This window comes from Cupriavidus necator (assembly GCF_013141915.1).
GTDB lineage: Bacteria > Pseudomonadota > Gammaproteobacteria > Burkholderiales > Burkholderiaceae > Cupriavidus > Cupriavidus necator_B.
In genome coordinates this window covers 274,080-296,635 of sequence record NZ_SROX01000008.1, presented here as the reverse complement: position 1 = coordinate 296,635, position 22,556 = coordinate 274,080, and the positions used below count along the sequence as shown (strand labels likewise).

At 66.5% G+C, this 22,556-nt stretch carries 22 protein-coding genes; 14 read left to right on the top strand and 8 right to left on the bottom strand.

Translation table 11 applies throughout. The features are described from left to right. A partial coding sequence (locus E5S69_RS17465; RefSeq protein WP_171515906.1) for an IS3 family transposase occupies positions 1-618 on the top strand: 618 nt, incomplete at its 5' end. 72 nt (positions 619-690) lie between these two features. Here E5S69_RS17465 and E5S69_RS17460 read toward each other — a convergent pair. From E5S69_RS17460 to E5S69_RS17450, 3 genes are read right to left on the bottom strand one after another with little or no spacing between them, the layout of a single operon-like run. After that, the gene (locus tag E5S69_RS17460; protein ID WP_171515905.1) at positions 691-1,308 is read right to left on the bottom strand and encodes a YidB family protein; all 618 of its coding nucleotides are present in this window, start codon (positions 1,306-1,308) and stop codon (positions 691-693) included. Positions 1,309-1,364: 56 nt separating this feature from the next. Continuing rightward, positions 1,365-2,126 (bottom strand): 16S rRNA (uracil(1498)-N(3))-methyltransferase, encoded by a 762-nt coding sequence (locus E5S69_RS17455; protein WP_171515904.1) that lies wholly within the window; start codon positions 2,124-2,126, stop codon positions 1,365-1,367. Beyond that, positions 2,126-2,560, bottom strand: a complete 435-nt coding sequence (locus E5S69_RS17450) for a VOC family protein (RefSeq protein ID WP_171515903.1) — start codon at positions 2,558-2,560, stop codon at positions 2,126-2,128. The genes E5S69_RS17455 and E5S69_RS17450 overlap by 1 nt, the downstream gene beginning before the upstream one ends. Before the next feature lie 303 nt (positions 2,561-2,863). Here E5S69_RS17450 and tkt point away from each other — a divergent pair, with 303 nt between their 5' ends. The 4 genes from tkt (at position 2,864) to E5S69_RS17430 (ending at position 7,375) form a co-directional block, all read left to right on the top strand. Further along, entirely contained in the window at positions 2,864-4,897 is a 2,034-nt protein-coding gene (tkt, locus tag E5S69_RS17445) for a transketolase (protein WP_171515902.1), read from the top strand. Positions 4,898-4,981: 84 nt separating this feature from the next. Continuing rightward, positions 4,982-5,980: a type I glyceraldehyde-3-phosphate dehydrogenase gene (gene gap / locus E5S69_RS17440; RefSeq protein WP_171515901.1), complete on the top strand. Its 999-nt coding sequence runs from the start codon at positions 4,982-4,984 to the stop codon at positions 5,978-5,980. Between the two features lie 94 nt (positions 5,981-6,074). Beyond that, complete coding sequence (locus E5S69_RS17435; protein WP_171515900.1) at positions 6,075-6,356, top strand: hypothetical protein; 282 nt, start codon at positions 6,075-6,077, stop codon at positions 6,354-6,356. Positions 6,357-6,379: 23 nt separating this feature from the next. Then, complete coding sequence (locus tag E5S69_RS17430; protein WP_171515899.1) at positions 6,380-7,375, top strand: LysR family transcriptional regulator; 996 nt, start codon at positions 6,380-6,382, stop codon at positions 7,373-7,375. Between the two features lie 87 nt (positions 7,376-7,462). On the opposite strand, the gene fur is transcribed toward E5S69_RS17430, so the two are convergent. Further along, positions 7,463-7,894: a ferric iron uptake transcriptional regulator gene (gene fur / locus E5S69_RS17425; protein WP_171515898.1), complete on the bottom strand. Its 432-nt coding sequence runs from the start codon at positions 7,892-7,894 to the stop codon at positions 7,463-7,465. Between the two features lie 244 nt (positions 7,895-8,138). Here fur and E5S69_RS17420 point away from each other — a divergent pair, with 244 nt between their 5' ends. The 9 genes from E5S69_RS17420 (at position 8,139) to E5S69_RS17380 (ending at position 17,931) form a co-directional block, all read left to right on the top strand. Continuing rightward, positions 8,139-8,771: an outer membrane protein assembly factor BamE gene (locus tag E5S69_RS17420; RefSeq protein ID WP_171515897.1), complete on the top strand. Its 633-nt coding sequence runs from the start codon at positions 8,139-8,141 to the stop codon at positions 8,769-8,771. 108 nt (positions 8,772-8,879) lie between these two features. Then, the gene (gene dapB / locus E5S69_RS17415) at positions 8,880-9,677 is read left to right on the top strand and encodes a 4-hydroxy-tetrahydrodipicolinate reductase (RefSeq protein ID WP_171515896.1); all 798 of its coding nucleotides are present in this window, start codon (positions 8,880-8,882) and stop codon (positions 9,675-9,677) included. Between the two features lie 158 nt (positions 9,678-9,835). After that, positions 9,836-12,457 (top strand): leucine--tRNA ligase, encoded by a 2,622-nt coding sequence (leuS, locus tag E5S69_RS17410; RefSeq protein ID WP_171515914.1) that lies wholly within the window; start codon positions 9,836-9,838, stop codon positions 12,455-12,457. A gap of 44 nt (positions 12,458-12,501) precedes the next feature. After that, positions 12,502-13,017 (top strand): LPS assembly lipoprotein LptE, encoded by a 516-nt coding sequence (gene lptE / locus E5S69_RS17405; RefSeq protein ID WP_171515895.1) that lies wholly within the window; start codon positions 12,502-12,504, stop codon positions 13,015-13,017. Positions 13,018-13,040: 23 nt separating this feature from the next. Further along, positions 13,041-14,108: a DNA polymerase III subunit delta gene (gene holA, locus E5S69_RS17400; protein WP_171515894.1), complete on the top strand. Its 1,068-nt coding sequence runs from the start codon at positions 13,041-13,043 to the stop codon at positions 14,106-14,108. Positions 14,109-14,210: 102 nt separating this feature from the next. Beyond that, the gene (locus E5S69_RS17395) at positions 14,211-15,491 is read left to right on the top strand and encodes a glutamate-5-semialdehyde dehydrogenase (protein ID WP_171515893.1); all 1,281 of its coding nucleotides are present in this window, start codon (positions 14,211-14,213) and stop codon (positions 15,489-15,491) included. Between the two features lie 48 nt (positions 15,492-15,539). Next, positions 15,540-15,962: a CopD family protein gene (locus tag E5S69_RS17390; protein ID WP_171515892.1), complete on the top strand. Its 423-nt coding sequence runs from the start codon at positions 15,540-15,542 to the stop codon at positions 15,960-15,962. A 46-nt stretch (positions 15,963-16,008) separates the two neighbouring features. Next, positions 16,009-16,614, top strand: a complete 606-nt coding sequence (locus tag E5S69_RS17385) for a 2-hydroxychromene-2-carboxylate isomerase (RefSeq protein WP_171515891.1) — start codon at positions 16,009-16,011, stop codon at positions 16,612-16,614. 63 nt (positions 16,615-16,677) lie between these two features. Further along, positions 16,678-17,931, top strand: coding sequence for a THUMP domain-containing class I SAM-dependent RNA methyltransferase (locus E5S69_RS17380; RefSeq protein WP_171515890.1), 1,254 nt, complete (start codon positions 16,678-16,680; stop codon positions 17,929-17,931). A 27-nt stretch (positions 17,932-17,958) separates the two neighbouring features. On the opposite strand, the gene E5S69_RS17375 is transcribed toward E5S69_RS17380, so the two are convergent. From E5S69_RS17375 to E5S69_RS17360, 4 genes are all read right to left on the bottom strand, one after another. Beyond that, entirely contained in the window at positions 17,959-19,005 is a 1,047-nt protein-coding gene (locus E5S69_RS17375; RefSeq protein ID WP_018006347.1) for a response regulator, read from the bottom strand. A 244-nt stretch (positions 19,006-19,249) separates the two neighbouring features. Then, positions 19,250-20,722, bottom strand: a complete 1,473-nt coding sequence (locus E5S69_RS17370; RefSeq protein WP_171515889.1) for an NAD(P)(+) transhydrogenase (Re/Si-specific) subunit beta — start codon at positions 20,720-20,722, stop codon at positions 19,250-19,252. Continuing rightward, the gene (locus E5S69_RS17365; protein ID WP_035817213.1) at positions 20,722-21,063 is read right to left on the bottom strand and encodes an NAD(P) transhydrogenase subunit alpha; all 342 of its coding nucleotides are present in this window, start codon (positions 21,061-21,063) and stop codon (positions 20,722-20,724) included. The genes E5S69_RS17370 and E5S69_RS17365 overlap by 1 nt, the downstream gene beginning before the upstream one ends. A gap of 203 nt (positions 21,064-21,266) precedes the next feature. Beyond that, on the bottom strand, positions 21,267-22,388 hold the full coding sequence (locus E5S69_RS17360) for a Re/Si-specific NAD(P)(+) transhydrogenase subunit alpha (RefSeq protein WP_171515888.1): 1,122 nt from the start codon (positions 22,386-22,388) through the stop codon (positions 21,267-21,269). Between the last annotated feature and the right edge of the window lie 168 nt (positions 22,389-22,556).

The following is a 22,556-nucleotide window of genomic DNA, read 5'->3' as shown; positions in this document are numbered from 1 at the left end:
CACAAGTTGATCCGGCGCCTGATGCTGCAGTTGGGCTTGAAGTCGCTGGTACGACCGAAGAAATACCGCTCTTACCGGGGAATGCTGGGCCAGGTGGCGCCGAACTTGCTCAACCGGCAGTTCGCTGCGCAACGGCCCAACGAGAAATGGGTGACGGACGTGACCGAGTTCAACGTGAAGGGGCAGAAGCTGTACCTGTCGCCAGTCATGGACCTGTACAACGGCGAGATCATCGCCTGGCAGAGTTCCACACGGCCCACCTTCGATCTGGTCAGTGGCATGCTGAAGAAAGCGATCTCACACCTTAAACGTAGGGAGCGGCCCTTGCTGCATTCGGATCAGGGCTGGCAGTATCAGATGCCAGCCTATCGGCGCCTCCTGGGCAAGAAGGTCCGCCAGAGCATGTCCCGCAAGGGCAATTGCCTTGATAATGCTGCGATGGAGAGCTTCTTTGGAACGCTCAAGTCGGAGTTCTTCTACCTGAACGAATTCGACAGCGTGGAGCAGTTGCAGGCTGGCATCCGGCAATACATCCACTACTACAACCACGAACGTATCCGACTGAAACTAAAAGGGCTGAGTCCCGTGCAATACAGGACTCAGCCCTTGCAAGCCTAGTCTTCTCGAACCGTCCAACTTCTGGGGTTCAGTTCACTGATGCGGGCTTTTTGCTTTTCGGGCGTGTTGCGCTTATTCCTGCGCGGGCACGTGGCCATGCGGTGTGAGCCGGTCGATAAGTTCCGGCAGGCCTTCGCTCAGCTGCGCCGCCACGTCGTCCTGCGACATGCCGGTGCTCTGCGCCAGCGACTGGAGCGCGCCAGTGTCGCTCAGCGCGTCGCTCAGTGCCGAGGGCGTGACCGGCTGGTTGGCGCCGCTGCCGATCCACGAATTGACCTGCTCGCCCAGCCCGGCTTGCGCCAGGATCTGCTGCAGCGCGCCGATGCCGCCGGCGGCCGCGCCCAGCGCCTGGCTGTTGGCCGGCGCGCCGCCCTGGCCGCCAAGCAGGCCGCCAAGCAGCGAGCCCAGGTCGAGTCCGCCAGTGGCGTCGCCTGGCGCGGTGCCACCACTGCCGCCGCCGAGCATGCCGCCCAGCAGCCCGCCGAGACTGCCCAGCCCGCCCAGGCCGTCATCGGCCGCCGGCGCGCCGGCGGCATCGCCGCCCTGGGCGCGGCTGCGCATGGCCAGCGTTGCCAGCAGGCCGAGCGCCATCATGAGCTTGGGATCGAGCCCGCCGGCCTGGCCGCCCTCTCCGCGCGCGCCGCCGAGCTGTCCGAGCACACCGCCCAGCACGCTATCGAGTAGTCCCATGGTCGACTCCTTTCAGTCAGGGTTGCAACGTGACACAGGGCCGGAGTGGCCCGTCGTCAGAATCCGCCCAGCAAGGCGTTCAGAGTGGCCAGGCAGGCGAGCCCAGCGGTCTCGGTACGCAGGATGCGCGGGCCGAGCGACACGCCGGTGAAACCGGCCTGCAGCGCGGCTTGTTCTTCTTCGGGGGCCAGGCCGCCTTCCGGGCCGATCAGCAAGGTGACGCCATCGGCCAGCAACGCCTCGCGCCGTTCCGCCACCAGCGCCGGCAGCGCTTGCGCGGCACGCGGCGACACCAGCAGTCTGGTGCCGCCGCTGCCGGACTGGGCGACGCGCGCCAGCCACGTATCCAAGTTAGTGACCTCTGCCACCGCCGGCAAACGATTTCGGCCGCATTGCTCGCAGGCGGCCTGGACCAGCGCCTGCCAGTGCGCCTGGCGCTTCTGCGCGCGCTCCCCGGACAGGCGTACCACCGAGCGGCTGGCCTGCAGCGGCTGGATGGCCGCGACGCCAAGTTCGACGGCCTTCTCGATCAGCCAGTCCATCTTGTCGCCGCCCGCCAGGCCCTGTGCCAGCGTGACGTGGAAGGGCGGCTCAGCCTCGGCCGCGTCATGCGCGCCGATGCGCGCCAGCGCGTGGCGCTTGCCCAGTTCGACCAGCGTGGCGGCGTGGCTGCCGCCGCGGCCGTCGAACAGCGTGATGGCGTCGCCCGGCGCCAGGCGCAGCACCTGCGCGTGGCGCACCACCGGTTCGGGCAGCGGGAAATCCGATTCGGCAGCCAGCACGGCATCAGCGCCGCCGACGAAAAATCGTGGCGCCATCAGCTTGCCTGGCCTGCCTGGTCAGCCTGTGCCAGCGGCTTGCCGAAGCCCCAGCGGTAGCCATCGGGATCCTCGACCATGCAATAGCGGTCGCCCCAGAACTGGTCAGCCGGCGCCATCAGGCTCACCGCGCCGGCGTCAACCGCGCGCTGGTGCATGGCGTCGACATCGTCGCAATAGACATAGAAGGTTTGCGGGCACTCCACGCCCAGCGAGCGCGGCGTGCGCGCGGTGCTGCCCCAGGCGCCCTCGGGCGCGAACATCACCACCAGCTGGCCCTGGTAATGCATCTCGGCGTGGGTGGGGACGCCGTTCTCGTCGACCACGTTGCCGGGGGTGAAGCCAAAGGCGCGGCCATAGAAGTCCAGCGCGGCGCGCCCGTTGGACACGGTCAGGTAGGGGGTGAGCCAGGGCGTGTTGGCCGGTCTGGTCATGATCGTCTCCGAATGGCGGGAAACCCGGCGCGGCTGGCGTGCCGCGCGCTGCGAGAGTGCATCTTACGCGTGCCGCGCTAAGCTGTCGAAGCGGCGCGCGAGGGCGCCGGCGTAGCCCCGGGGTGAAGCATCAGGCATGCCGCGCCCCGGATAGTTCCGGTTGCAGGCTCGCGATGGCGAGGCATGACTGCGATGATCGCCCCGACTCCGCCGCAGGGACCCTCCCGGGGGTCCGGAAAACCCCCTAGCTTCTGCTAAAATTGCGGTTTTCCTGCCGCCAAGGCTCACGCCGAATCCGCCCGCATGTCCGCCCTTGCCCATCCCGCCACAAGTCCTTTTGCTTCCCAGCCCGCCAAGCTGATGGCCGACGCCATCCGCGTGCTTGCCATGGACGCCGTCCAGCAGGCCAATTCCGGCCACCCCGGTGCGCCGATGGGCATGGCAGACATCGCCGTGGCGCTGTGGGGCCGACACCTGAAGCACAACCCGGGCAACCCGCAATGGGCCGACCGGGACCGCTTCGTGCTGTCCAACGGCCACGGCTCGATGCTGATCTACGCGCTGCTGCACCTGACCGGCTATGACCTGCCGGTCGAGGAGCTGAAGAACTTCCGCCAGCTGCACAGCAAGACCGCCGGCCACCCGGAATACGGCATCACCCCGGGCGTGGAGACCACCACCGGCCCGCTCGGCCAGGGCATCACCAACGCGGTCGGCATGGCGCTGGCCGAACGCCTGCTGGGCGAGGAATTCAACCGCCCGGGCTTCGACATCGTCGACCACTACACCTATGTGTTCCTGGGCGATGGCTGCCTGATGGAAGGCATCTCGCACGAAGCCTGCTCGCTGGCCGGCACGCTCAAGCTGAACAAGCTGATTGCCCTGTGGGATGACAACGGCATCTCGATCGACGGCGACGTGGTGCACTGGTTCAACGACGACACCCCGAAGCGCTTCGAGGCCTACGGCTGGAACGTGATCCGCGGCATCGACGGCCACGACGTGGTCGCGGTCGACAACGCCATCGCGCAGGCCAAGGCCAGCGACAAGCCCACCCTGATCTGCTGCCGCACCAAGATCGGCAAGGGCGCGCCCAACAAGGAAGGCGGTCACGACGTGCACGGCGCCCCGCTGGGCGGCGCCGAGGTGCTGGCCACGCGCGAGGCGCTGGGCTGGGCCCACGCCCCGTTCGAGGTGCCGGCCGAGGTCTACGATGCCTGGGACGCCAAGGCCAACGGCCAGGCGCTGGAGCGCGCCTGGAACGCGCTGTTCGAATCGTACGCCGAGCGCCACCCGTATGAAGCCGGCGAGTTCACCCGCCGCATGAAGGGCGAACTGCCGGGCGCGTTCGACGCCGCCGTCGACGCCTTTATCGCCAAGTGCGAGGAAAAGGCCGAGACCATCGCCACCCGCAAGGCCAGCCAGAACACCATCGAGGCCCTCGGCCCGGTGCTTCCCGAGTTCCTCGGCGGCTCGGCCGACCTGACCGGCTCGAACCTGACCAACTGGTCGGGCAGCAAGGCCGTGCGCGTCGATGCCTGGGGCAACCACATCAACTACGGTGTGCGCGAGTTCGGCATGAGCGCGATCCTGAACGGCATCACGCTGCATGGTGGCTACATCCCCTACGGCGCGACCTTCCTGACCTTCTCGGACTACAGCCGCAACGCGCTGCGCATGGCGGCGCTGATGAAGATCCGCTCGCTGTTCGTGTTCACCCATGACTCGATCGGCCTGGGCGAAGACGGCCCGACGCACCAGTCGATCGAGCATGTCGCCAGCCTGCGCCTGATCCCCAACCTGGACGTCTGGCGCACCGCCGACACCACCGAGACCGCCGTGGCCTGGGCCGAGGCGATCCGCCGCGAGAACGGCCCGAGCTGCCTGATCTTCAGCCGCCAGAACCTGCCGTTCCAGCAGCGCGACGACGCTACCCGCGCCAATATCGCGCGCGGCGGCTACGTGCTGCGCGACAGCGTCAACGCCAGGACCGGCCGTCCGGATGCGGTGATCCTGGCCACCGGATCCGAAGTGGGCCTGGCCGTCGGCGCCGCCGATGCACTGGCCGCCGAAGGCGTGAATGTGCGCGTGGTGTCGATTCCCGCGACCACCGTGTTCGACAAGCAGGACACCGCCTACAAGGCCAGCGTGCTGCCGGCCGGCGTGCCGCGCGTGGCGGTCGAGGCGGGCGTGACGGATTTCTGGTGGAAATACCAGGTCCAGGCGGTGGTGGGCATCGACACCTTCGGTGAATCGGCCCCGGCCGGCGTGCTGTTCAAGCACTTCGGCTTTACCGTCGAGAACGTGGTCCGTACGGTGAAGGACACCCTTATCTAAGCATCCGGGCGCTGGAGCCGCGCGGTGCGCCGCGCGGCAGACGCGGCGCCCCCCGGTTTCAATCGATCCTCAGGAGAGACAGTCATGACCATCAAGATCGGCATCAACGGCTTCGGCCGCATCGGACGCATGGTGTTCCGCGCCGCCGTCGCCAACTTCAAGGACATCGAAGTCGTTGGCATCAACGACCTGCTCGAGCCTGACTACCTGGCGTACATGCTGAAGTACGACTCGGTGCATGGCCGCTTTGACGGCGAAGTGTCGGTCGACGGCAACACGCTGGTCGTCAACGGCAAGAAGATCCGCCTGACCGCGGTCAAGGATCCGGCCGAGCTGAAGTGGGGCGAGATCGGCGCCGACGTGGTGGTCGAGTCCACCGGCATCTTCCTGACCAAGGAAGGCGCGCAGAAGCATATCGACGCGGGCGCCAAGAAGGTGATCATGTCGGCCCCGTCCAAGGACGACACCCCGATGTTCGTGTATGGCGTGAACCACGACACCTACAAGGGCGAGGCGATCATCTCCAACGCCAGCTGCACCACCAACTGCCTGGCCCCGGTGGCCAAGGTGCTGAACGACAAGTGGGGCATCAAGCGCGGCCTGATGACCACCGTGCACGCCGCCACCGCCACGCAGAAGACCGTCGACGGCCCGTCCAACAAGGATTGGCGCGGCGGCCGCGGCATCCTGGAAAACATCATCCCGTCGTCGACCGGCGCCGCCAAGGCCGTGGGCGTGGTGATCCCGCAACTGAACAAGAAGCTGACGGGCATGTCGTTCCGCGTGCCGACCTCGGACGTGTCCGTGGTCGACCTGACCGTCGAGCTGGAAAAGTCGGCCTCGTACGACGAAATCTGCGCCGAGATGAAGGCCCAGAGCCAGGGCGCGCTGAAGGGCGTGCTGGGCTACACCGAAGACAAGGTTGTGGCCACGGACTTCCGCGGCGATGCACGCACCTCGATCTTCGACGCCGAAGCCGGCATCGCGCTGGACGGCACCTTTATCAAGGTCGTGAGCTGGTACGACAACGAGTGGGGCTACTCGAACAAGGTGCTGGAAATGGCCCGCGTGGTGGCCAAGTAATCGGCGGCTCTCGCCACCATGGAAAACGCGCCTGCGGGCGCGTTTTTGTTTATTGGGCAGGGACCTGGGCGAGTTGCGCGGCCGGCGCCGTTTCTTGGCCGCGGCGTTGAAATACTTGCGTCAGAAAAGAATGATAAAAATGGAAGGCGGGATGCTGGTGTACCCGGCGGTAAAAGTGCTCGCTGCGCCGCCGGCCATGTACGCATTTGCAATCAATAGCGGCAAAAGCGCGCAATTTTTCGTAGTTATGCCATCGGCAGCGCGTTCAGAAGTGCCGAATTTGCTTTCCGAGCTTGATTTTTCCTCTTACACTATTAAGACGCTGTTGAAATCTGATGTGCAGCCAGTGCAAGTGGTGGGGCCATCTAAGCTGTGAAAAATCTGACCGGGGGCCTGATCATGGTGAACGTAGACACAAAGCTGTTAGTGATCTTCACCGAGCTGCTGAGCAAGCGCAATGCCACTTACGTGGCTGAGAAGATGCACATGACCGCGCCGGCGGTCTCACATTCGCTGGGCCGGCTGCGCGAAATCTTTGACGATCCACTTTTTATCCGCGTCCCGCACGGACTGACGCCGACGCCGCGCGCGCTCGAGCTGGGGCCGAAGATTCGCGACATGCTGGATCTGTGGTCGTCCATCAACGAGGGCGATGCGGACAACTTCGATCCGGCTACTGCCACTGGCACGCTGAGCATCGGCTTTGCCGCGGAACTGGGCGATACGGTGTTCAACCGTTTCGTGTTGCGCATCAAGGCGCTGGCGCCCGACCTGCATATCAAGCTGGTCGAGTCCCATTCGTGGGAAACCGATGTCGCGTCGATGCGCGCCAATGAACTCGACCTGGCATTCTCGCCGTTCCCGACCCGCCATCCGGAAATCGTCGAGGAGATGGTCACCTCGCTCAACCTGTGGGTGTGCGCGCGCAAGGACCATCCGGTACTGAAGGGCCATTGCACGCTCGAGCAATACCTGGACTGCGGCCATATCTTCATGGCGCATTCGGGCAGCGCGGGCCGGCCGGCGCCTTCGCTGATCCCGCTCGACTACGCGCTGCAGCAGCGCGGCCTGAAGCGCAATGCATCGCTGACGGTACATTCATGGCGGGCCCAGGCCGAGCTGGCCTCGCAGACGGACATGATCTTCACCGTCAATGCGCTGACCAAGGACATGGCTTGCGAAACCTATGGCCTGAAGGCGTTCCCGCTGCCGGCGGAGTTGAACACCACGCTTGGCCTGAACATGTTCTGGCACCGCAGCCGCAACACCCACCCGATGCTGGTGTGGGCGCGCGGCCTGTTCCGCCAGGTGGTGGGCGAGTTCGTCGGCCTGCCGCCGGCACGCCCGGCCCGGGCGGTGACCGAGCAGGACCTGCAGGATCTGCAGGCACGCTGACCGGCGTCGGCAAGCCTCCAACAAAAAACCGGCGCCTGGCGCCGGTTTTTTGTTGCACGTCTGCGCTCCGTCAAGGGAGCGAGCGGCTTATCGTTTGAGTCTGTGGGGACAGTTGGTTTTGGTGCAGTTGCCGTACAGCGACAACGCGTGTTCCTGCAGGGTGAAGCCGCGCTCGCGCGCAATGCTTTGCTGGCGCTGCTCGATCTCGGAATCGAAAAATTCCTCGACCCTGCCGCAATCCAGGCACACAAGGTGATCGTGATGCTTGCCTTCGTTGAGTTCGAAGATCGCCTTGCCGGACTCGAAGTTGTTGCGCGACAGCAGGCCAGCCTGCTCGAACTGGGTCAGCACGCGGTAAACGGTGGCCAGGCCGATATCCATATGCTCGTTCAGCAGGATACGGTAGACGTCTTCCGCGCTCAGGTGCCGCTGCTCGCTGGTTTGAAAAATTTCAAGAATCTTCAGCCTGGGCACGGTCGCCTTCAGGCCGATATTCTTGAGGTCCGCCGGACTCGGCATGTGGGTGACTCCCTAGAGTACAATGTCTCGATAGTTGAATCATAAGGGTTTTGGCAGCAAAAGTCGCTCGCGCCGACGATGTCCCAGGTCGGCATCGCGCGCCGGGCGAGGTTGTCGTCCCATGTGGTTGTGGCGGCAGATGCAATCTGTTCGTGTGGTGCAATCGGCGCATTGAGCGCCGTTTTCATGCCTGCGCAGCGTCCTTTGCCGCGTTACTTTTCTTTCCCTCCCGGAAGCGAGATCCATGCGTTCTATCCGTTCGTCCGCCATGCGTCCGACGCTGGTTGTCTCCCTGCTGGCCGCGGCCCTGCTGGCCGGCGCCTGCTCGGCCTACGATTCCACCTCGCGCAAGGTAGCCAACGCCATCACGCCGTACCGGATCAATATCGTGCAGGGCAACTTCGTCTCGCGCGAAGCCGCCTCGCAACTGCGCGAAGGCATGACCCGCGACCAGGTCAAGTTCCTGCTCGGCACGCCGCTGCTGACTGACGTGTTCCATGCCAACCGCTGGGATTATGTGTTCTCGTTCCGCCGCGGCAATACCCCCGTGGTGCAGCAGCGCCGCTACACGGTCTTCTTCGACGGCGACAGGCTGGTCAAGTTTGGTGGCGACGAACTCCCGTCCGAGTATGAGCTGATTGCCGAAATCGACGGCATGAAGAAGGCGCTCAAGGAGCAGACGCCGGGCAAGATCTCCACCAGCGCCGCCGCGGCCCCGGCCGAGCCGCAGACCACGGTTGAGAACTTTGTACCGCGGCAGGCACAGCAGCCGGAAGCCGCCGCGCAGCCGGCGCAAGCGGCCCAGCCCGCAGCCGAAGCGGCGGCCCCGGCGCCGGCCACCGCCCCGGCCGACGCGCCCAAGCCAGCCGCCAACTGATCCACCATGCGCGCCCGCTGCGGCGCGCCGCCGGTTTTCCGGGCTGGCCAGGCATGGCCGGCTCGTTCCTCTTTCGCGCATCGCGCATATTCCGCTGAGCCAGACACCATGAACATCGCCATCGCAGGCGCATCGGGCCGCATGGGCCGCATGCTGATCGAACAAGTGCTGAACACCGAGGGCGTGAAGCTGTCAGGCGCGCTCGATGTGCCGGGCTCGCCGGCGCTGGGCCAGGATGCGGGCCTGTTCCTGGGCCGCAACACCGGCGTGGCGATTACGGCGGACATGGAAGCCGGGCTGGCCGGCGCGGACTGCCTGATCGACTTCACCCGTCCCGAAGGCACGCTGGCGCACCTGGCCGCGGCGAAGCGGCTGGGGGTCAAGATGGTGGTCGGCACCACCGGCTTCGACGAGGCCGGCAAGGCAGCGCTGGCCGACGCCGCCAGGTCGATCGGCATTGTCTTCGCCGCCAACTTCAGCGTCGGCGTCAATGCCACCTTCAAGCTGCTGGAAGTGGCGGCCAAGCTGCTGTCGACCGGCTATGACATCGAGGTGATCGAGGCCCACCACCGCTTCAAGGTCGACGCCCCGTCGGGCACGGCGCTGAAGATGGGCGAAGTGATCGCCGATGCGCTGGGCCGCGACCTGAAGACCTGCGCCGTCTATGCCCGCGAAGGCCATACCGGCGAGCGCGATCCCGGTTCCATCGGCTTTGCCACCATCCGCGGCGGCGACATCGTCGGCGACCACACCGTGATGTTCGCCGGCATCGGCGAGCGCATCGAAATCAGCCACAAGTCGTCCAGCCGCCAGTCGTATGCCGACGGCGCGGTGCGTTCCGCCCGATTCCTGGCCGACAAGCCCAGCGGGCTGTTCGACATGCAGGACGTGCTGGGCCTGAAGTAAGGGCGCGTCGGGGGGCGGCCAGCGCTGCTGCCACGGTTATAATCGATTGCTTTAGCATTGCACGCCGGGCGGGCGCCCAGACAGCCCCCGCCGCTTACCTTCCAACGATTCTCCCCGGATGCCGGCAGGCCAGTTGCCGCGCAGACGCTGCCTTGACCATGCAAGACAAATACCTTCCTTCCGCCGTTGAACAAGCCGCCCAGCAGCACTGGCAAGCCATCGACGCCTATCGCGTGTCGGAGCATGCAGCCGGGCCCGACGGCAAGGAAAAGCCCAAGTTCTACGCCTGCTCGATGCTGCCGTACCCGTCGGGCAAGCTGCACATGGGCCACGTGCGCAACTACACCATCAATGATGTGATGGCGCGCTATCTGCGCATGAACGGCAACAACGTGCTGATGCCGATGGGCTGGGACGCCTTCGGCATGCCGGCCGAGAACGCGGCGCTGAACAACGGCGTGGCGCCCGCCGCCTGGACCTACGACAACATCGCTTACATGAAGAAGCAGATGCAGTCGATGGGCCTGGCGATCGACTGGTCGCGCGAAGTCGCTACCTGCAGCCCCGACTATTACCGCTGGAACCAGTGGCTGTTCCTGAAGATGCTGGAAAAGGGCATTGCCTACCGCAAGACCGGCACCGTCAACTGGGATCCCGTGGACCAGACCGTACTGGCCAATGAGCAGGTCATCGACGGCCGCGGCTGGCGCTCGGGCGCGGTGGTGGAAAAGCGCGAGATCCCGATGTACTACCTGCGCATCACCGACTATGCGCAGGAGCTGCTGGGCGACCTGGACCAGCTGGGCTGGCCCGAGCGCGTCAAGGTGATGCAGCAGAACTGGATCGGCAAGAGCGTGGGCGTGCGCTTTGCCTTCACCCATGACATCCCGGGCGAGGACGGCAAGCCGATCAACGACGGCAAGCTCTACGTCTTCACCACGCGCGCCGACACCATCATGGGCGTGACCTTCTGCGCGGTTGCCGCCGAGCACCCGTTGGCCACGCACGCCGCGCTGAACAACCCCGAACTGGCTGCCTTCATCGACGAATGCAAGCACGGCTCGGTCATGGAAGCCGACATGGCGACCATGGAGAAGAAGGGCATGCCGACCGGCCTGCAGGTCGTGCACCCGCTGACCGGCGAGAAGGTCGACGTGTGGGTCGGCAACTACGTGCTGATGAGCTACGGCGACGGTGCGGTGATGGGCGTGCCGGCGCACGACGAGCGCGACTTCGCATTCGCCAACAAGTACCAGCTGCCGATCAAGCAAGTGATCGACGTCAAGGGCCAGCCGTATTCGACCGACGCCTGGCAGGAATGGTACGGCGACAAGGAACACGGCACCTGCATCCACAGCGGCAAATACGATGGCCTGGGCTATCAGGCCGCGGTGGAAGCCATCGCGGCCGACCTGGGCGCGATGGGCCTGGGCGAGAAAAAGACCACCTGGCGCCTGCGCGACTGGGGCATCTCGCGCCAGCGCTACTGGGGCACGCCGATCCCGCTGATCCACTGCGACAGCTGCGGCGTGGTGCCGGTGCCCGAGCAAGACCTGCCGGTGGTGCTGCCCGAAGACCTGGTGCCGGACGGCACCGGCAACCCGCTGGCCAAGGATCCGCGCTTCCTGCAGTGCACTTGCCCGTCGTGCGGCAAGCCCGCGCGCCGCGAGACCGACACGATGGATACCTTCATCGATTCGTGCTGGTACTACATGCGCTATACCTGTCCGGACGCGGCCACCATGGTCGATGCCCGCAACGACTACTGGATGCCGATGGACCAGTACATCGGCGGCATCGAGCACGCGATCCTGCACCTGCTGTACGCGCGTTTCTGGACCAAGGTCATGCGCGACCTGGGCCTGGTCAAGTTTGATGAGCCCTTCACCAACCTGCTGACCCAGGGCATGGTGCTCAACGAGACCTACTACCGTGAAGACGCCTCGGGCAAGAAGCACTGGTACAACCCGGCCGAGGTCGACCTGCGCACCGACGAGCGCGGCCGCCCGGTGGGCGCCACGCTGATCGCCGACGGCCAGCCGGTGGTAATCGGCGGCGTCGAGAAGATGTCGAAGTCCAAGAACAACGGCATCGACCCGCAGGCGCTGATCGACCAGTACGGCGCGGATACCGCGCGCCTGTTCGTGATGTTCGCCGCGCCGCCCGAGCAGCAGCTGGAGTGGAGCGGTTCGGGCGTGGAGGGCGCGTCGCGCTTCCTGCGCCGCGTGTGGAACTACGGCTATGCCAACGCCGCGGCCATCCGCGATGGGGCTGCCGGCGCGACGGGCGCGGACGATGCCGAACTGCGCCGCGAGATCCACGGCGTGCTCAAGCAGGCCAACTACGACTACCAGCGCATTCAGTACAACACCGTGGTGTCCGCCACCATGAAGATGCTGAACGCGCTGGACGACGCCAAGGCCGCGTCGCCGGCCGCGCGCCGCGAGGGCTTCGGCATCCTGCTGCGCGTGCTGTACCCCGTGGTGCCGCACATCACCCATGGCCTGTGGGAACAGCTGGGCTACGCCGCCGAGGCCGGCGACCTGCTCGACGCGCCGTGGCCGCAGGTCGATGAAGCCGCGCTGGTGCGCAGCGAGATCGAGCTGGTGCTGCAGATCAACGGCAAGGTGCGCGGCAGCATCACCGTGCCCGCCGACGCCGACCGCGCCGCGATCGAGGCCACCGCCGCCGCCAGCGACACGGTGGCCAAGTTTGCCGAAGGCAAGGCGCCGAAGAAGATCGTGGTGGTGCCTGGCCGCCTGGTCAACGTGGTGCTTTGACGGCGCCGATGGCCCGCACCAACCTGACAAAGGAATCGCCAAGAATGAAGCGACTGAACCTGGGACGCCGCAAGGTGCTCGCGGCAATGCTGGCAGTGCCGGCCATGGGCCTGCTGGCCGGCTGCGGCTTCCATATGCGCGGCAACTCGGACTTCGCCTTCAAGCGGCTGTATATCGGCATCCCGCCCAATTCGCTGATGGGCGCGGACCTCCGCCGCGCCATCCGGGGCGGCTCGGACACCCAGGTGGTGGCGGACCAGAAAGAAGCGGACGCGCTGCTGGACGTGCTGCAGGACACCCGCACCAAGACCATCCTGTCGATCACGACCGAGGGCGTGGTGCGTGAATACCGCCTGACCCAGCGCTTCACCTTCCGCCTGCGCGACCCCGCCGGCAAGGAACTGATCGCGCCGTCGCAACTGGTGCTGACCCGCGACCTGACCTACAACGAAGCCAATACGCTGGCCAAGGACTACGAAGAGCAGCAGCTGTACCGCGACATGCAGCGCGATATCGTGCAGCAGCTGATGCGCCGGCTGGCCGCCGTCAAGGCGATCTGAGCGGGCGCGGGCAGGCTTACGGCATGCAGCTCAAGCTCGACGGGCTCGACGCGCACCTGCGCCAGGCCAAGGCCAAGGGGCTGGCGCCGCTGTACGTGGTGCACGGCGACGAGCACTTGCTGGTGCTGGAAGCGGTCGACCGCCTGCGCGCGACGGCGCGGGAAGCCGGCTTCTCCGAACGCGAGGTGCTGGTGGCCGAGCGCGGCTTCCACTGGGGCCGGCTGGTCGAGGCGCAGCAGTCGATGTCGCTGTTCGGCGACCGCAAGATCGTTGAACTGCGCATCCCCTCCGGCAAGCCTGGCAAGGATGGCGGCGAGGCGCTGCGCGCGGTGGCCGCACAGCCGTCGCCTGACGTGGTGATGCTGGTGACGCTGCCGCGGCTGGATTTTGCTGCGTCCAAGTCAGCCTGGTTCCAGGCGCTGGAAGGCGCCGGCGTGTCGATCAAGGTCGACACCGTGGACCGTACCCGGCTGCCGGCCTGGGTCGGCGAACGGCTCGCGCTGCAACAGCAGCGCGTGCAGGGCGGCACGAACGCCGAAAACGGCCGGCGCGCGCTGCAGTTCATCGCCGACAAGGTCGAAGGCAACCTGCTGGCGGCGCACCAGGAAATCCAGAAGCTGGGGCTGCTGTATCCGCCCGGCGAACTGAGCTTCGATCAGGTCCACGACGCGGTGCTGAACGTGGCCCGCTACGACGTGTTCAAGTTGTCGGAATCGATGCTCTCGGGCGACGTGCCGCGGCTGGTGCGCATGCTCGAAGGGCTGCGCGGCGAAGGCGAGGCCACGGTGCTGGTGCTATGGGCGCTGACCGAGGAAATTCGCGTATTATCCAAGGTCCGGCAAGGGCTGGCGGCCGGCAAGCCGGCGGGCGTGCTGATGCGCGAACTGCGCGTATGGGGTCCGCGCGAGCGGCTGGTGCCGCAGGCCGCGCAGCGCCTGGCGCAGCCGCGGCTGGAAGCGGCGCTGGCGCTGGCCGCGCGGTTGGACCGCCAGGTCAAGGGCTTGCAGGACCTGCCGCCACCGGGCGGCAGCCCGCTGCCGGCGGAACCATGGGACGGCCTGCAGCAGCTGGCGCTGATGATCGCGCGCTGACACGAGTGCCGCTGGTTTGCTCCCCTCTTCCCGAACCCCTCTCCCGCGAGCGGGAGAGGGAGGAACACACACACTGACGGCCACCACCCTAGGGCCACTGACATGACCGAGCTCGACCTCACCCAATACATGGACCGCGTCGGCCGCCAGGCCCGCGCGGCGTCGCGCGCGATGGCGCGTGCCTCCACCGCCGACAAGAACCGTGCGCTGCTGACCATCGCCGCCGCCATCCGCCGCGATGCCGACCAGCTCAAGGCCGTCAACGCCCGCGATGTCGAGCGCGCCCGCGCCAACGGCCAGGACGCCGCCTTTATCGACCGCCTGACGCTGTCGGACAAGGCCATCGCCACCATGGCCGCGGGCCTGGAGCAGATTGCCGCGCTGGCCGACCCGATCGGCGAGATCTCGAACATGAAGTTCCGTCCGACCGGCATCCAGGTGGGCCAGATGCGCGTGCCGCTGGGCGTGATCGGCATCATCTACGAGTCGCGCCCCAACGTGACCATCGATGCCGCCGCGCTGTGCCTGAAGTCGGGCAACGCCACCATCCTGCGCGGCGGGTCCGAAGCGATCGAATCGAATACCGCGCTGGCCGCACTGGTGGCCGAGGGCTTGTCCGCGGCCGGCTTGCCGCCCGAGGCCGTGCAGGTGGTCGAGACCACCGACCGCGCCGCGGTCGGCCGGCTGATCACCATGACCGAATACGTCGACGTGATCGTGCCGCGCGGCGGCAAGAGCCTGATCGCGCGGCTGATGGAAGAAGCGCGCGTGCCGATGATCAAGCACCTGGACGGCATCTGCCACGTCTATATCGACGCCGACGCCGACCTGGACCGCGCCGTGCGCGTCTGCGACAACGCCAAGACGCAGCGCTACGCGCCCTGCAACACCATGGAGACGCTGCTGGTATCGCAAGACATCGCCGCCGCCGCGCTGCCGCCGCTGTGCCGCATCTATCAGGAGAAGGGCGTCGAGCTGCGCGTGTGCCCGGCCACCCGCGCCACGCTGGAGGCGGCGGGCTTCAGCGGCCTGGTCGATGCCAGCGAGGAAGACTGGCGCCTGGAGTACCTGGCGCCGATTCTGGCCATCAAGACCGTTGCCGGCCTGGATCAAGCGATCGCGCATATCAACGAATACGGCTCGCACCATACCGATTCGATCATCACCGAGAACTACTCGGCAGGCATGCGCTTTATCCGCGAGGTCGATTCGGCCAGCGTGATGATCAACGCCTCGACCCGCTTCGCCGATGGCTTCGAGTACGGGCTGGGCGCGGAGATCGGCATCTCCAACGACAAGCTGCATGCGCGCGGCCCGGTCGGGCTGGAAGGGCTGACCTCGCTCAAGTACGTGGTGTTCGGGCACGGCGAGATCCGCACCTGACGCAAGCGCCGATAACAAGAACAACCTTACGCCAACGTCTGCCTGCCGATGCTCTGGATCAAAGCGCTGCATATCGTCTTCGTGGTCTCGTGGTTCGCCGGCCTGTTTTACCTGCCGCGCATTTTCGTCAACCTGGCGATGGAAAACGATGCCGCCAGCACGCAGCGCTTGTTGCTGATGGCGCGCAAGCTGTTCCGCTTCATGACCATGCTGGCGGTGCCGGCGGTGGTGTTCGGGTTGTGGTTGTACCTCGGCTACGGCATCGGCCGCGGCGCCGGGCAGGGCTGGATGCACGCCAAGCTGGCGCTGGTGCTGGTGCTGATCGGCTACCACCACGGCTGCGGCGTGCTGCTGCGCAAGTTCGAGGCGGGGCGCAACGCGCGCTCGCACAAGTTCTATCGCTGGTTCAATGAGCTGCCGGTGCTGGTGCTGCTGGCAGTGGTGATCCTGGTCGTGGTCAAGCCGTTCTGAGGCTGGCCGCCTTTACATTGCTGCCTATTCCGTCGCGGAAACCGAGATGAGCAAACTCGTTGATTACTACCTGACGCCGCAATCGCCCTATGTCTACATGGGTCATGCCCGATTCAGCGCCATCGCCGCGCGCCACGGCGCGCAGGTGAACCTGAAGCCGTGCGACCTGGGCAAGGTGTTCTCGGTCTCCGGCGGGCTGCCGTTGGCGCAGCGTCCGCCGCAGCGGCAGGCGTACCGGCTGGTGGAGCTCAGGCGCTGGAGCGAGTTCCTGAACATTCCGCTGAACCTGGCGCCGACCTTCTTCCCGGTGTCGGCCGACGCCGCCAGCAAGCTGATCATTGCCGCGCAACTGGCGCACGGCACCGCGCGCGCGATGGCGCTGACCGGCGCGATCGGCGCGGCGGTGTGGGCGCAGCAGCGCAATATCGCCGATGCCGCCACGCTGGCGCAGATCGCCGACGAGGCGGGCCTGGATGGCGCCGGCCTGCTCAAGGCCAGCGAGGCCCAGTCGGTGCAGGCGGCCTATGCGCAGAATACGCAGGATGCGATCTCGGCCGGCGTATTCGGCGCGCCGTGGTACGTGTACGACGGCGAGCCCTTCTGGGGCCAGGACCGCCTCGACTTTCTCGACCGCGCGCTGGCCGCGGGTTGACCTAAGCTACCGATACTTCCCCGTCCGCCACGGCGGACGTTTTTGTTTGCAGGAACCTCACTCATGACCCAAGCCTTCTTTGCCCCTTGCCCGCGCGGCCTGGAGAGCGCGCTCGCCGAAGAGCTGCGCGAGATCGCCGCGATGCCGGGCATGGCCGCGCTGGCGCCGTTCACGGTCCACCAGGAAGTGCCGGGCGGCGTCAATTTTTCGGGCGAGATGGCCGCCGCCTATGCGGTCAACCTGCATTCGCGCATTGCCAGCCGGGTGCTGATGCGCGTGGCCGCGCGCGGCTACCGGCACGAGGACGACATCTACACGCTGGCGCGCGGCGTGCGCTGGGAGCAGTGGTTCTCGCCCGACGAGTCGCTGCGCGTGGACCTGACCTCGCACAAGTCGCCGCTGCGCAGCCTCAATTTCACGGCGCTGCGGGTCAAGGACGGTGTCTGCGACGCCATGCGCGAGCGGTTGGGAGCCAGGCCCAGCGTCGATACCGTCAGCCCGGATGTGCGCATCTATGCCCACTTGACCGAGCGCGACTGCACGCTCTACCTCGACACCACAGGTGAGCCGCTGTTCAAGCGCGGCTGGCGCACCGAAAAGGGCGAGGCGCCACTGAAGGAAAACCTGGCGGCCGGCATCCTGCGGCTGGCGGGTTGGGTGCCGGGCCAGACTTCCCGCCCGTTCTACGACCCGATGTGCGGCAGCGGCACCTTCCTGGTCGAAGCCGCGCAAGTGGCCCTGGGCATCGCCCCGGGTGGCAGCCGCAGCTTTGCCTTCGAGTGGCTCAAGGGCATGGATACCAAGGCCTGGCAGAAGCTGAAGTCGGACGCGCAGCGCGCCCGCATGCTGGCCTCGGACGATGCGCTGCAGGTGGTGGGCTCGGATATTTCGACTGACATGCTGGCGATCACGCGCGCCAACTGGGAACGCGCCGGCCTGCCGGGCGAGGCGCGCACCAAGCAGGTGGACGCGCGCTTCGTGCAACCGCCTTATGAGGAGCCGGGCTTGCTGTTGATGAATCCCCCGTACGGCGAGCGCATCGCCGTGCGCGGGCAGCGCCGCGCGCCCGAGGACGAACTGCCGCGCGACGAGGTGGAAGAAGCGGCCGCCAACCAGTTCGCCAGCGCCTTCGCCACCACGCTGAAGCAGCATTTCGCGGGCTGGCAGGCGTGGGTGTTTACCGGCGACCTGGGTTTCCCGCGCCGGCTGCGACTGAAGGAATCGCGTCGCACGCCGCTCTACAACGGCAATATCGAGTGCCGGCTGTTCCGTTTCGACATGGTGCGCGGCGCCAACCGCGCGCCGCAGGCCGACTGAACGCGGCCGGCCGCCGCTCCTGTGGCGTCAGGGGCGCTTGCGCCCAGTAAGCGCGTCCGGGTTGCGGCTGAAGTCCGCGAGGAAGCTTTGCAGGCTGACCACCGGTTCCTGTAGCAGGTGGCGCGGCAGGTCGAACAGCGCATAGAAGAACTCTTCCCTGCCTTCGCAGCGCTCGGCCGGCAGGCAGTATTGTTCCCAGTCGACGCAGGCCGGCGTGTACATGCCGTTGCCGGGCCAGAAGAACGGCACCAGCCGGCCTTCGCGCAGGCCTTCGATCAGCGCGGCGGGAGCATCGTAGGCTTCGGCCGATTCCACCTGCGTCATCAGCCCGGCGCGGGTCTCGATCACCATCAGCGTGGCGTGGCCCTGCGCGGTCAGCAGCAGGATGCCGGCCGGATTGGGATACAGGTAATACTCGACAAAGCCGTAGCGCGCGGTCAGCTGGCGCACGCGCTCGGTCATGGCCGGATCGGACAGGAACGAGAACGAATGTCGCGTCAGCAGCTCGCGCAGCGTGCGCGACAGCGTGGCGAAGTACGCCTGCTGCATGGCTTCGATTTCCTGGTCCAGCCGCTCCACCATATTGCTGTCGTGCTTCTTCACGTAGCGGTCGATCAGCCCGTGGTTGAAGCCCTGCACGGCGATGCTTTCGTCAGCGGTGCCGGTCAGCAGGATGGTCTTGCACGGCAGGTCCTGCAGCGCCTGGCAGAATTCCAGGCCGTCCATCTGCGGCATCGAATAGTCGACCACGACCACGCCGGGCTGCAGGAAGCGGTTGACGTCGTGGATCTGGCGGTAGATGCGGTCGATGTCCAGCTGGACTGTGCGGCGCTCGGTCAGGAAGGTCAGGTCGTCGTGCGTGACGCGCACCGGCAGGAAACCCGGGAAGCGGGTGGCGTAGGCTTCGCGGATCCACTGCAGCGCTTCGCGCGGGTCGGTGAAGGTGATCACCCCGCGCGCGGCATCCATCTGGAACGCCAGGCTGTCGATGAAGGACTTGCTGTCATCCACAAGGACAGTCAGGACTGGGTGATGGAAGACCGACAGATTCCTGTCGTGCGGATTGAAGGTCATGGAGCGGCGGGCAGGGGTTGGCACAGGCGTGGCGCAAGTGGCAAGCCAGCGTGCGTATTCGCAGGCCAGTATAGCGCGCCATGGCTGCCTTGCAAGGCACGCCTTGCGGCCGGGGCGGCATGCAGCGGGCAGCAGGGGAGGGCCGGCCCTTGTTGCCGCAGGGCTGGCGGGCGCGGATCATGGCTCGCGCCAGGGTCGGCCAGCCCCTGGCCCGCGCGGGGGCCGGGGGCTGGCCTGGGCGGCCTTAGTCGACCGCCTTGAACATGTCCTCGACCACCTTCTTGGCGTCGCCGAACACCATCATGGTCTTGTCCATGTAGAACAGCTCGTTGTCGAGCCCGGCATAGCCTGCGGCCATCGAGCGCTTGTTGACGATGATGGTCTTGGCCTTGTACGCCTCCAGGATCGGCATGCCGGCGATCGGCGACTGGGGATCGGTCTTGGCCGCCGGGTTGACCACGTCGTTGGCGCCCAGCACCAGCACCACGTCGGCCTGGCCGAACTCGCTGTTGATGTCTTCCATCTCGAAGACCTGGTCGTAGGGCACCTCGGCCTCGGCCAGCAGCACGTTCATGTGGCCCGGCATGCGGCCCGCGACCGGGTGGATTGCGTACTTCACGGTCACGCCCTTCTCGGCCAGCTTCTCGGTCAGTTCCTTGAGCGCGTGTTGGGCGCGTGCAACGGCCAGGCCGTAGCCCGGCACGATGATCACGGTCTCGGCATTGCCCATCAGGAACGCGGCATCGTCGGCGGAACCCGACTTGACCGGGCGTTGCTGCTGGTCGCCCGTTGTTGCCGCCGCCGTCGCGCCGCCGAAACCGCCCAGCAGCACGTTGAAGAACGAGCGGTTCATCGCCTTGCACATGATGTACGACAGGATCGCACCGGACGAACCCACCAGCGAGCCCGCGATGATCAGCATCGGGTTGTTCAGCGAGAAGCCGATGCCCGCCGCGGCCCAGCCCGAGTACGAGTTCAGCATCGACACCACCACCGGCATGTCGGCGCCGCCGATCGGGATGATGATCAGCACGCCCAGCACGAAGGCGATCGCCAGCATCACCAGGAACGGCAGCCACTCCTGCGTCATGAAGAACGCGATGCCGAAGCCGAACATGGCAACGGCCAGCCCCAGGTTCAGCATGTGCTGGCCCGGGAACACCACCGGCGCGCCCTGGAACAGGCGGAACTTGTAGCGCCCGGCCAGCTTGCCGAAGGCGATCACCGAGCCCGAGAACGTGATCGCGCCGACGAAGCAGCCGATAAAGAGCTCGATGCGGTTGCCCAGCGGAATCAGGTGCGAGCCGGCCGGGCTGATGCCGAACGCGGCCGGCTCGGCCACCGCCGCCACCGCGATGAACACCGCCGCCAGGCCGATCAGCGAATGCATCGCCGCGACCAGTTCCGGCATCTTGGTCATCTGCACCTTCTTTGCCACGTAGGCGCCGATGCCGCCGCCCACCACCAGCGCGGCGAAGATCAGCGCGATGCCGGTGGCCACCGACGACTGGGCCGTGCCCGCCGCCAGGAATTCATTCTTCAGCTTGACGATCAGCACCAGCGTGGTGACCACGGCAATCGCCATGCCGATCATGCCGAAGGCATTGCCCTTGCGCGCCGAGGCCGGGTGCGACAGCCCCTTGAGCGCCTGGATAAAGCAGACCGAGGCCACCAGGTAGAGCAGGGTGACGAGGTTCATGCTGACAAGGCCGGTCATCACGCGCCCTCCTTGGCCAGTGCCGGCTTGGCTTCAGGCGCCTTGGCCTTCGGCTCCTTCTTCTTGAACATCTCCAGCATGCGCTGGGTGACCAGGAACCCGCCGAACACGTTGACCGCGGCCAGCGCCACCGCCAGCGTGCCCATCACGCGCCCGACGCCGCCCTCGGTCAGGCCCGCGGCGAGCATGGCGCCGACGATGATGATGGCCGAAATCGCGTTGGTTACCGCCATCAGGGGCGTATGCAGGGCCGGCGTGACCGTCCAGACCACGTGGTAGCCCACGTAGATCGCCAGCACGAAGATGATCAGGTTGATCACCGTGTGGTTCACCATCTCCATCGACTTCTCCTCCGTTGCTTTAAAACCGGGATGCTGCGTGTTGTCGCTATGTTGTTCTTTGCAGTACTACGGTCGGCGCACGCCATCGGTCAGTGGCTCTTGATTAACCGTTGGCGTGCGCCCTCTCCCGCGCGCGGGAGAGGGCTGGGGCACAGGCAGTCGGTATTGTCGGGGCCGGCCCGGATGCGCTGCGCCCGTTGGAACTACGCCGCCTCGCGCACGACCTGGCCGTCCCTGCACATCAGGCAGGCGGCGACAATGTCGTCTTCGAGATTGAGCGTGAACTGGCCGTCCTTGTCGACCACCAGCTTGAGGAAGTCCAGCACGTTGCGGGCATAGAGCGCCGAGGCGTCGGCCGCAACCATGCTGGCCAGGTTGGTATGGCCGATCAGGATCACGCCGTTGTGGTTGATCACTTCGTCGGCCACCGTCAGCGGGCAGTTGCCGCCTTGCGCCGCGGCCAGGTCGACCACCACCGAGCCGGGCTTCATTTGCGCCACGGTGCTTTCCTGCAGCAGCACCGGCGCCTTGCGGCCCGGGATCAGCGCGGTGGTGATGACGATGTCGGCCTGGACCGCGCGCTGGTGCACCAGCTCGGCCTGGCGCTTCATCCAGTCGGGCGGCATCGGGCGCGCGTAGCCGCCCACGCCCTGCGCGATCTCGCGCTCTTCATCGGTCAGGAACGGCACGTCGAGGAACTTGGCGCCGAGCGATTCGATCTGTTCCTTGACCGCGGGGCGCACGTCGGAGGCCTCGATCACCGCGCCCAGCCGCTTGGCGGTGGCGATGGCTTGCAGGCCGGCCACGCCCGCGCCCAGGATCAGCACACGCGCCGCCTTGACGGTGCCGGCGGCGGTCATCAGCATCGGCATGAAGCGCTGGTAGTGGTGCGCGGCCACCAGCACGGCCTTGTAGCCAGCGATGTTGGCCTGCGACGACAGCACGTCCATGCTCTGCGCGCGCGTGGTGCGCGGCGCGGCTTCGAGCGCGAAGGCGGTGATGTTCGCCGCCGACATGCGCGCATTGTTCTCGGCATCGAAAGGATTGAGCATGCCGATCAGCACCGCGCCTGGCTTCATCTGCGCCAGTTCGGCGGCATCGGGCGCGCGCACCTTCAGCACCAGTTGCGCGCCAAGCGCGTCGGCGGCGCTGCCGATGGTGGCGCCGACCGCCTCATACGCGCTGTCGGGCTGGCTGGCACTCAGGCCGGCGCCGGCCTGCACCACCACCTTGTGGCCCTGGGCGACGTATTTCTTGACGGTCTCCGGGGTGGCGGCGACGCGAGTCTCGCCGGCCCGCGTCTCCTGCGGGATGCCGATGTACATCGTCAATTTCTCCTTTAGCTGGCGTCTTGTCTGGTTGGGCGGACCGACGTCTGGCCCGTGCGCGCTGCCGGACCGGGGTTAAGCCGCAGCGCACAATTTTTCCGCAGCTTACAGGAATCTGACATGCAATGGTGACCGGCCGGTCGGCTTTTGCCGGGCCTGGAGCGA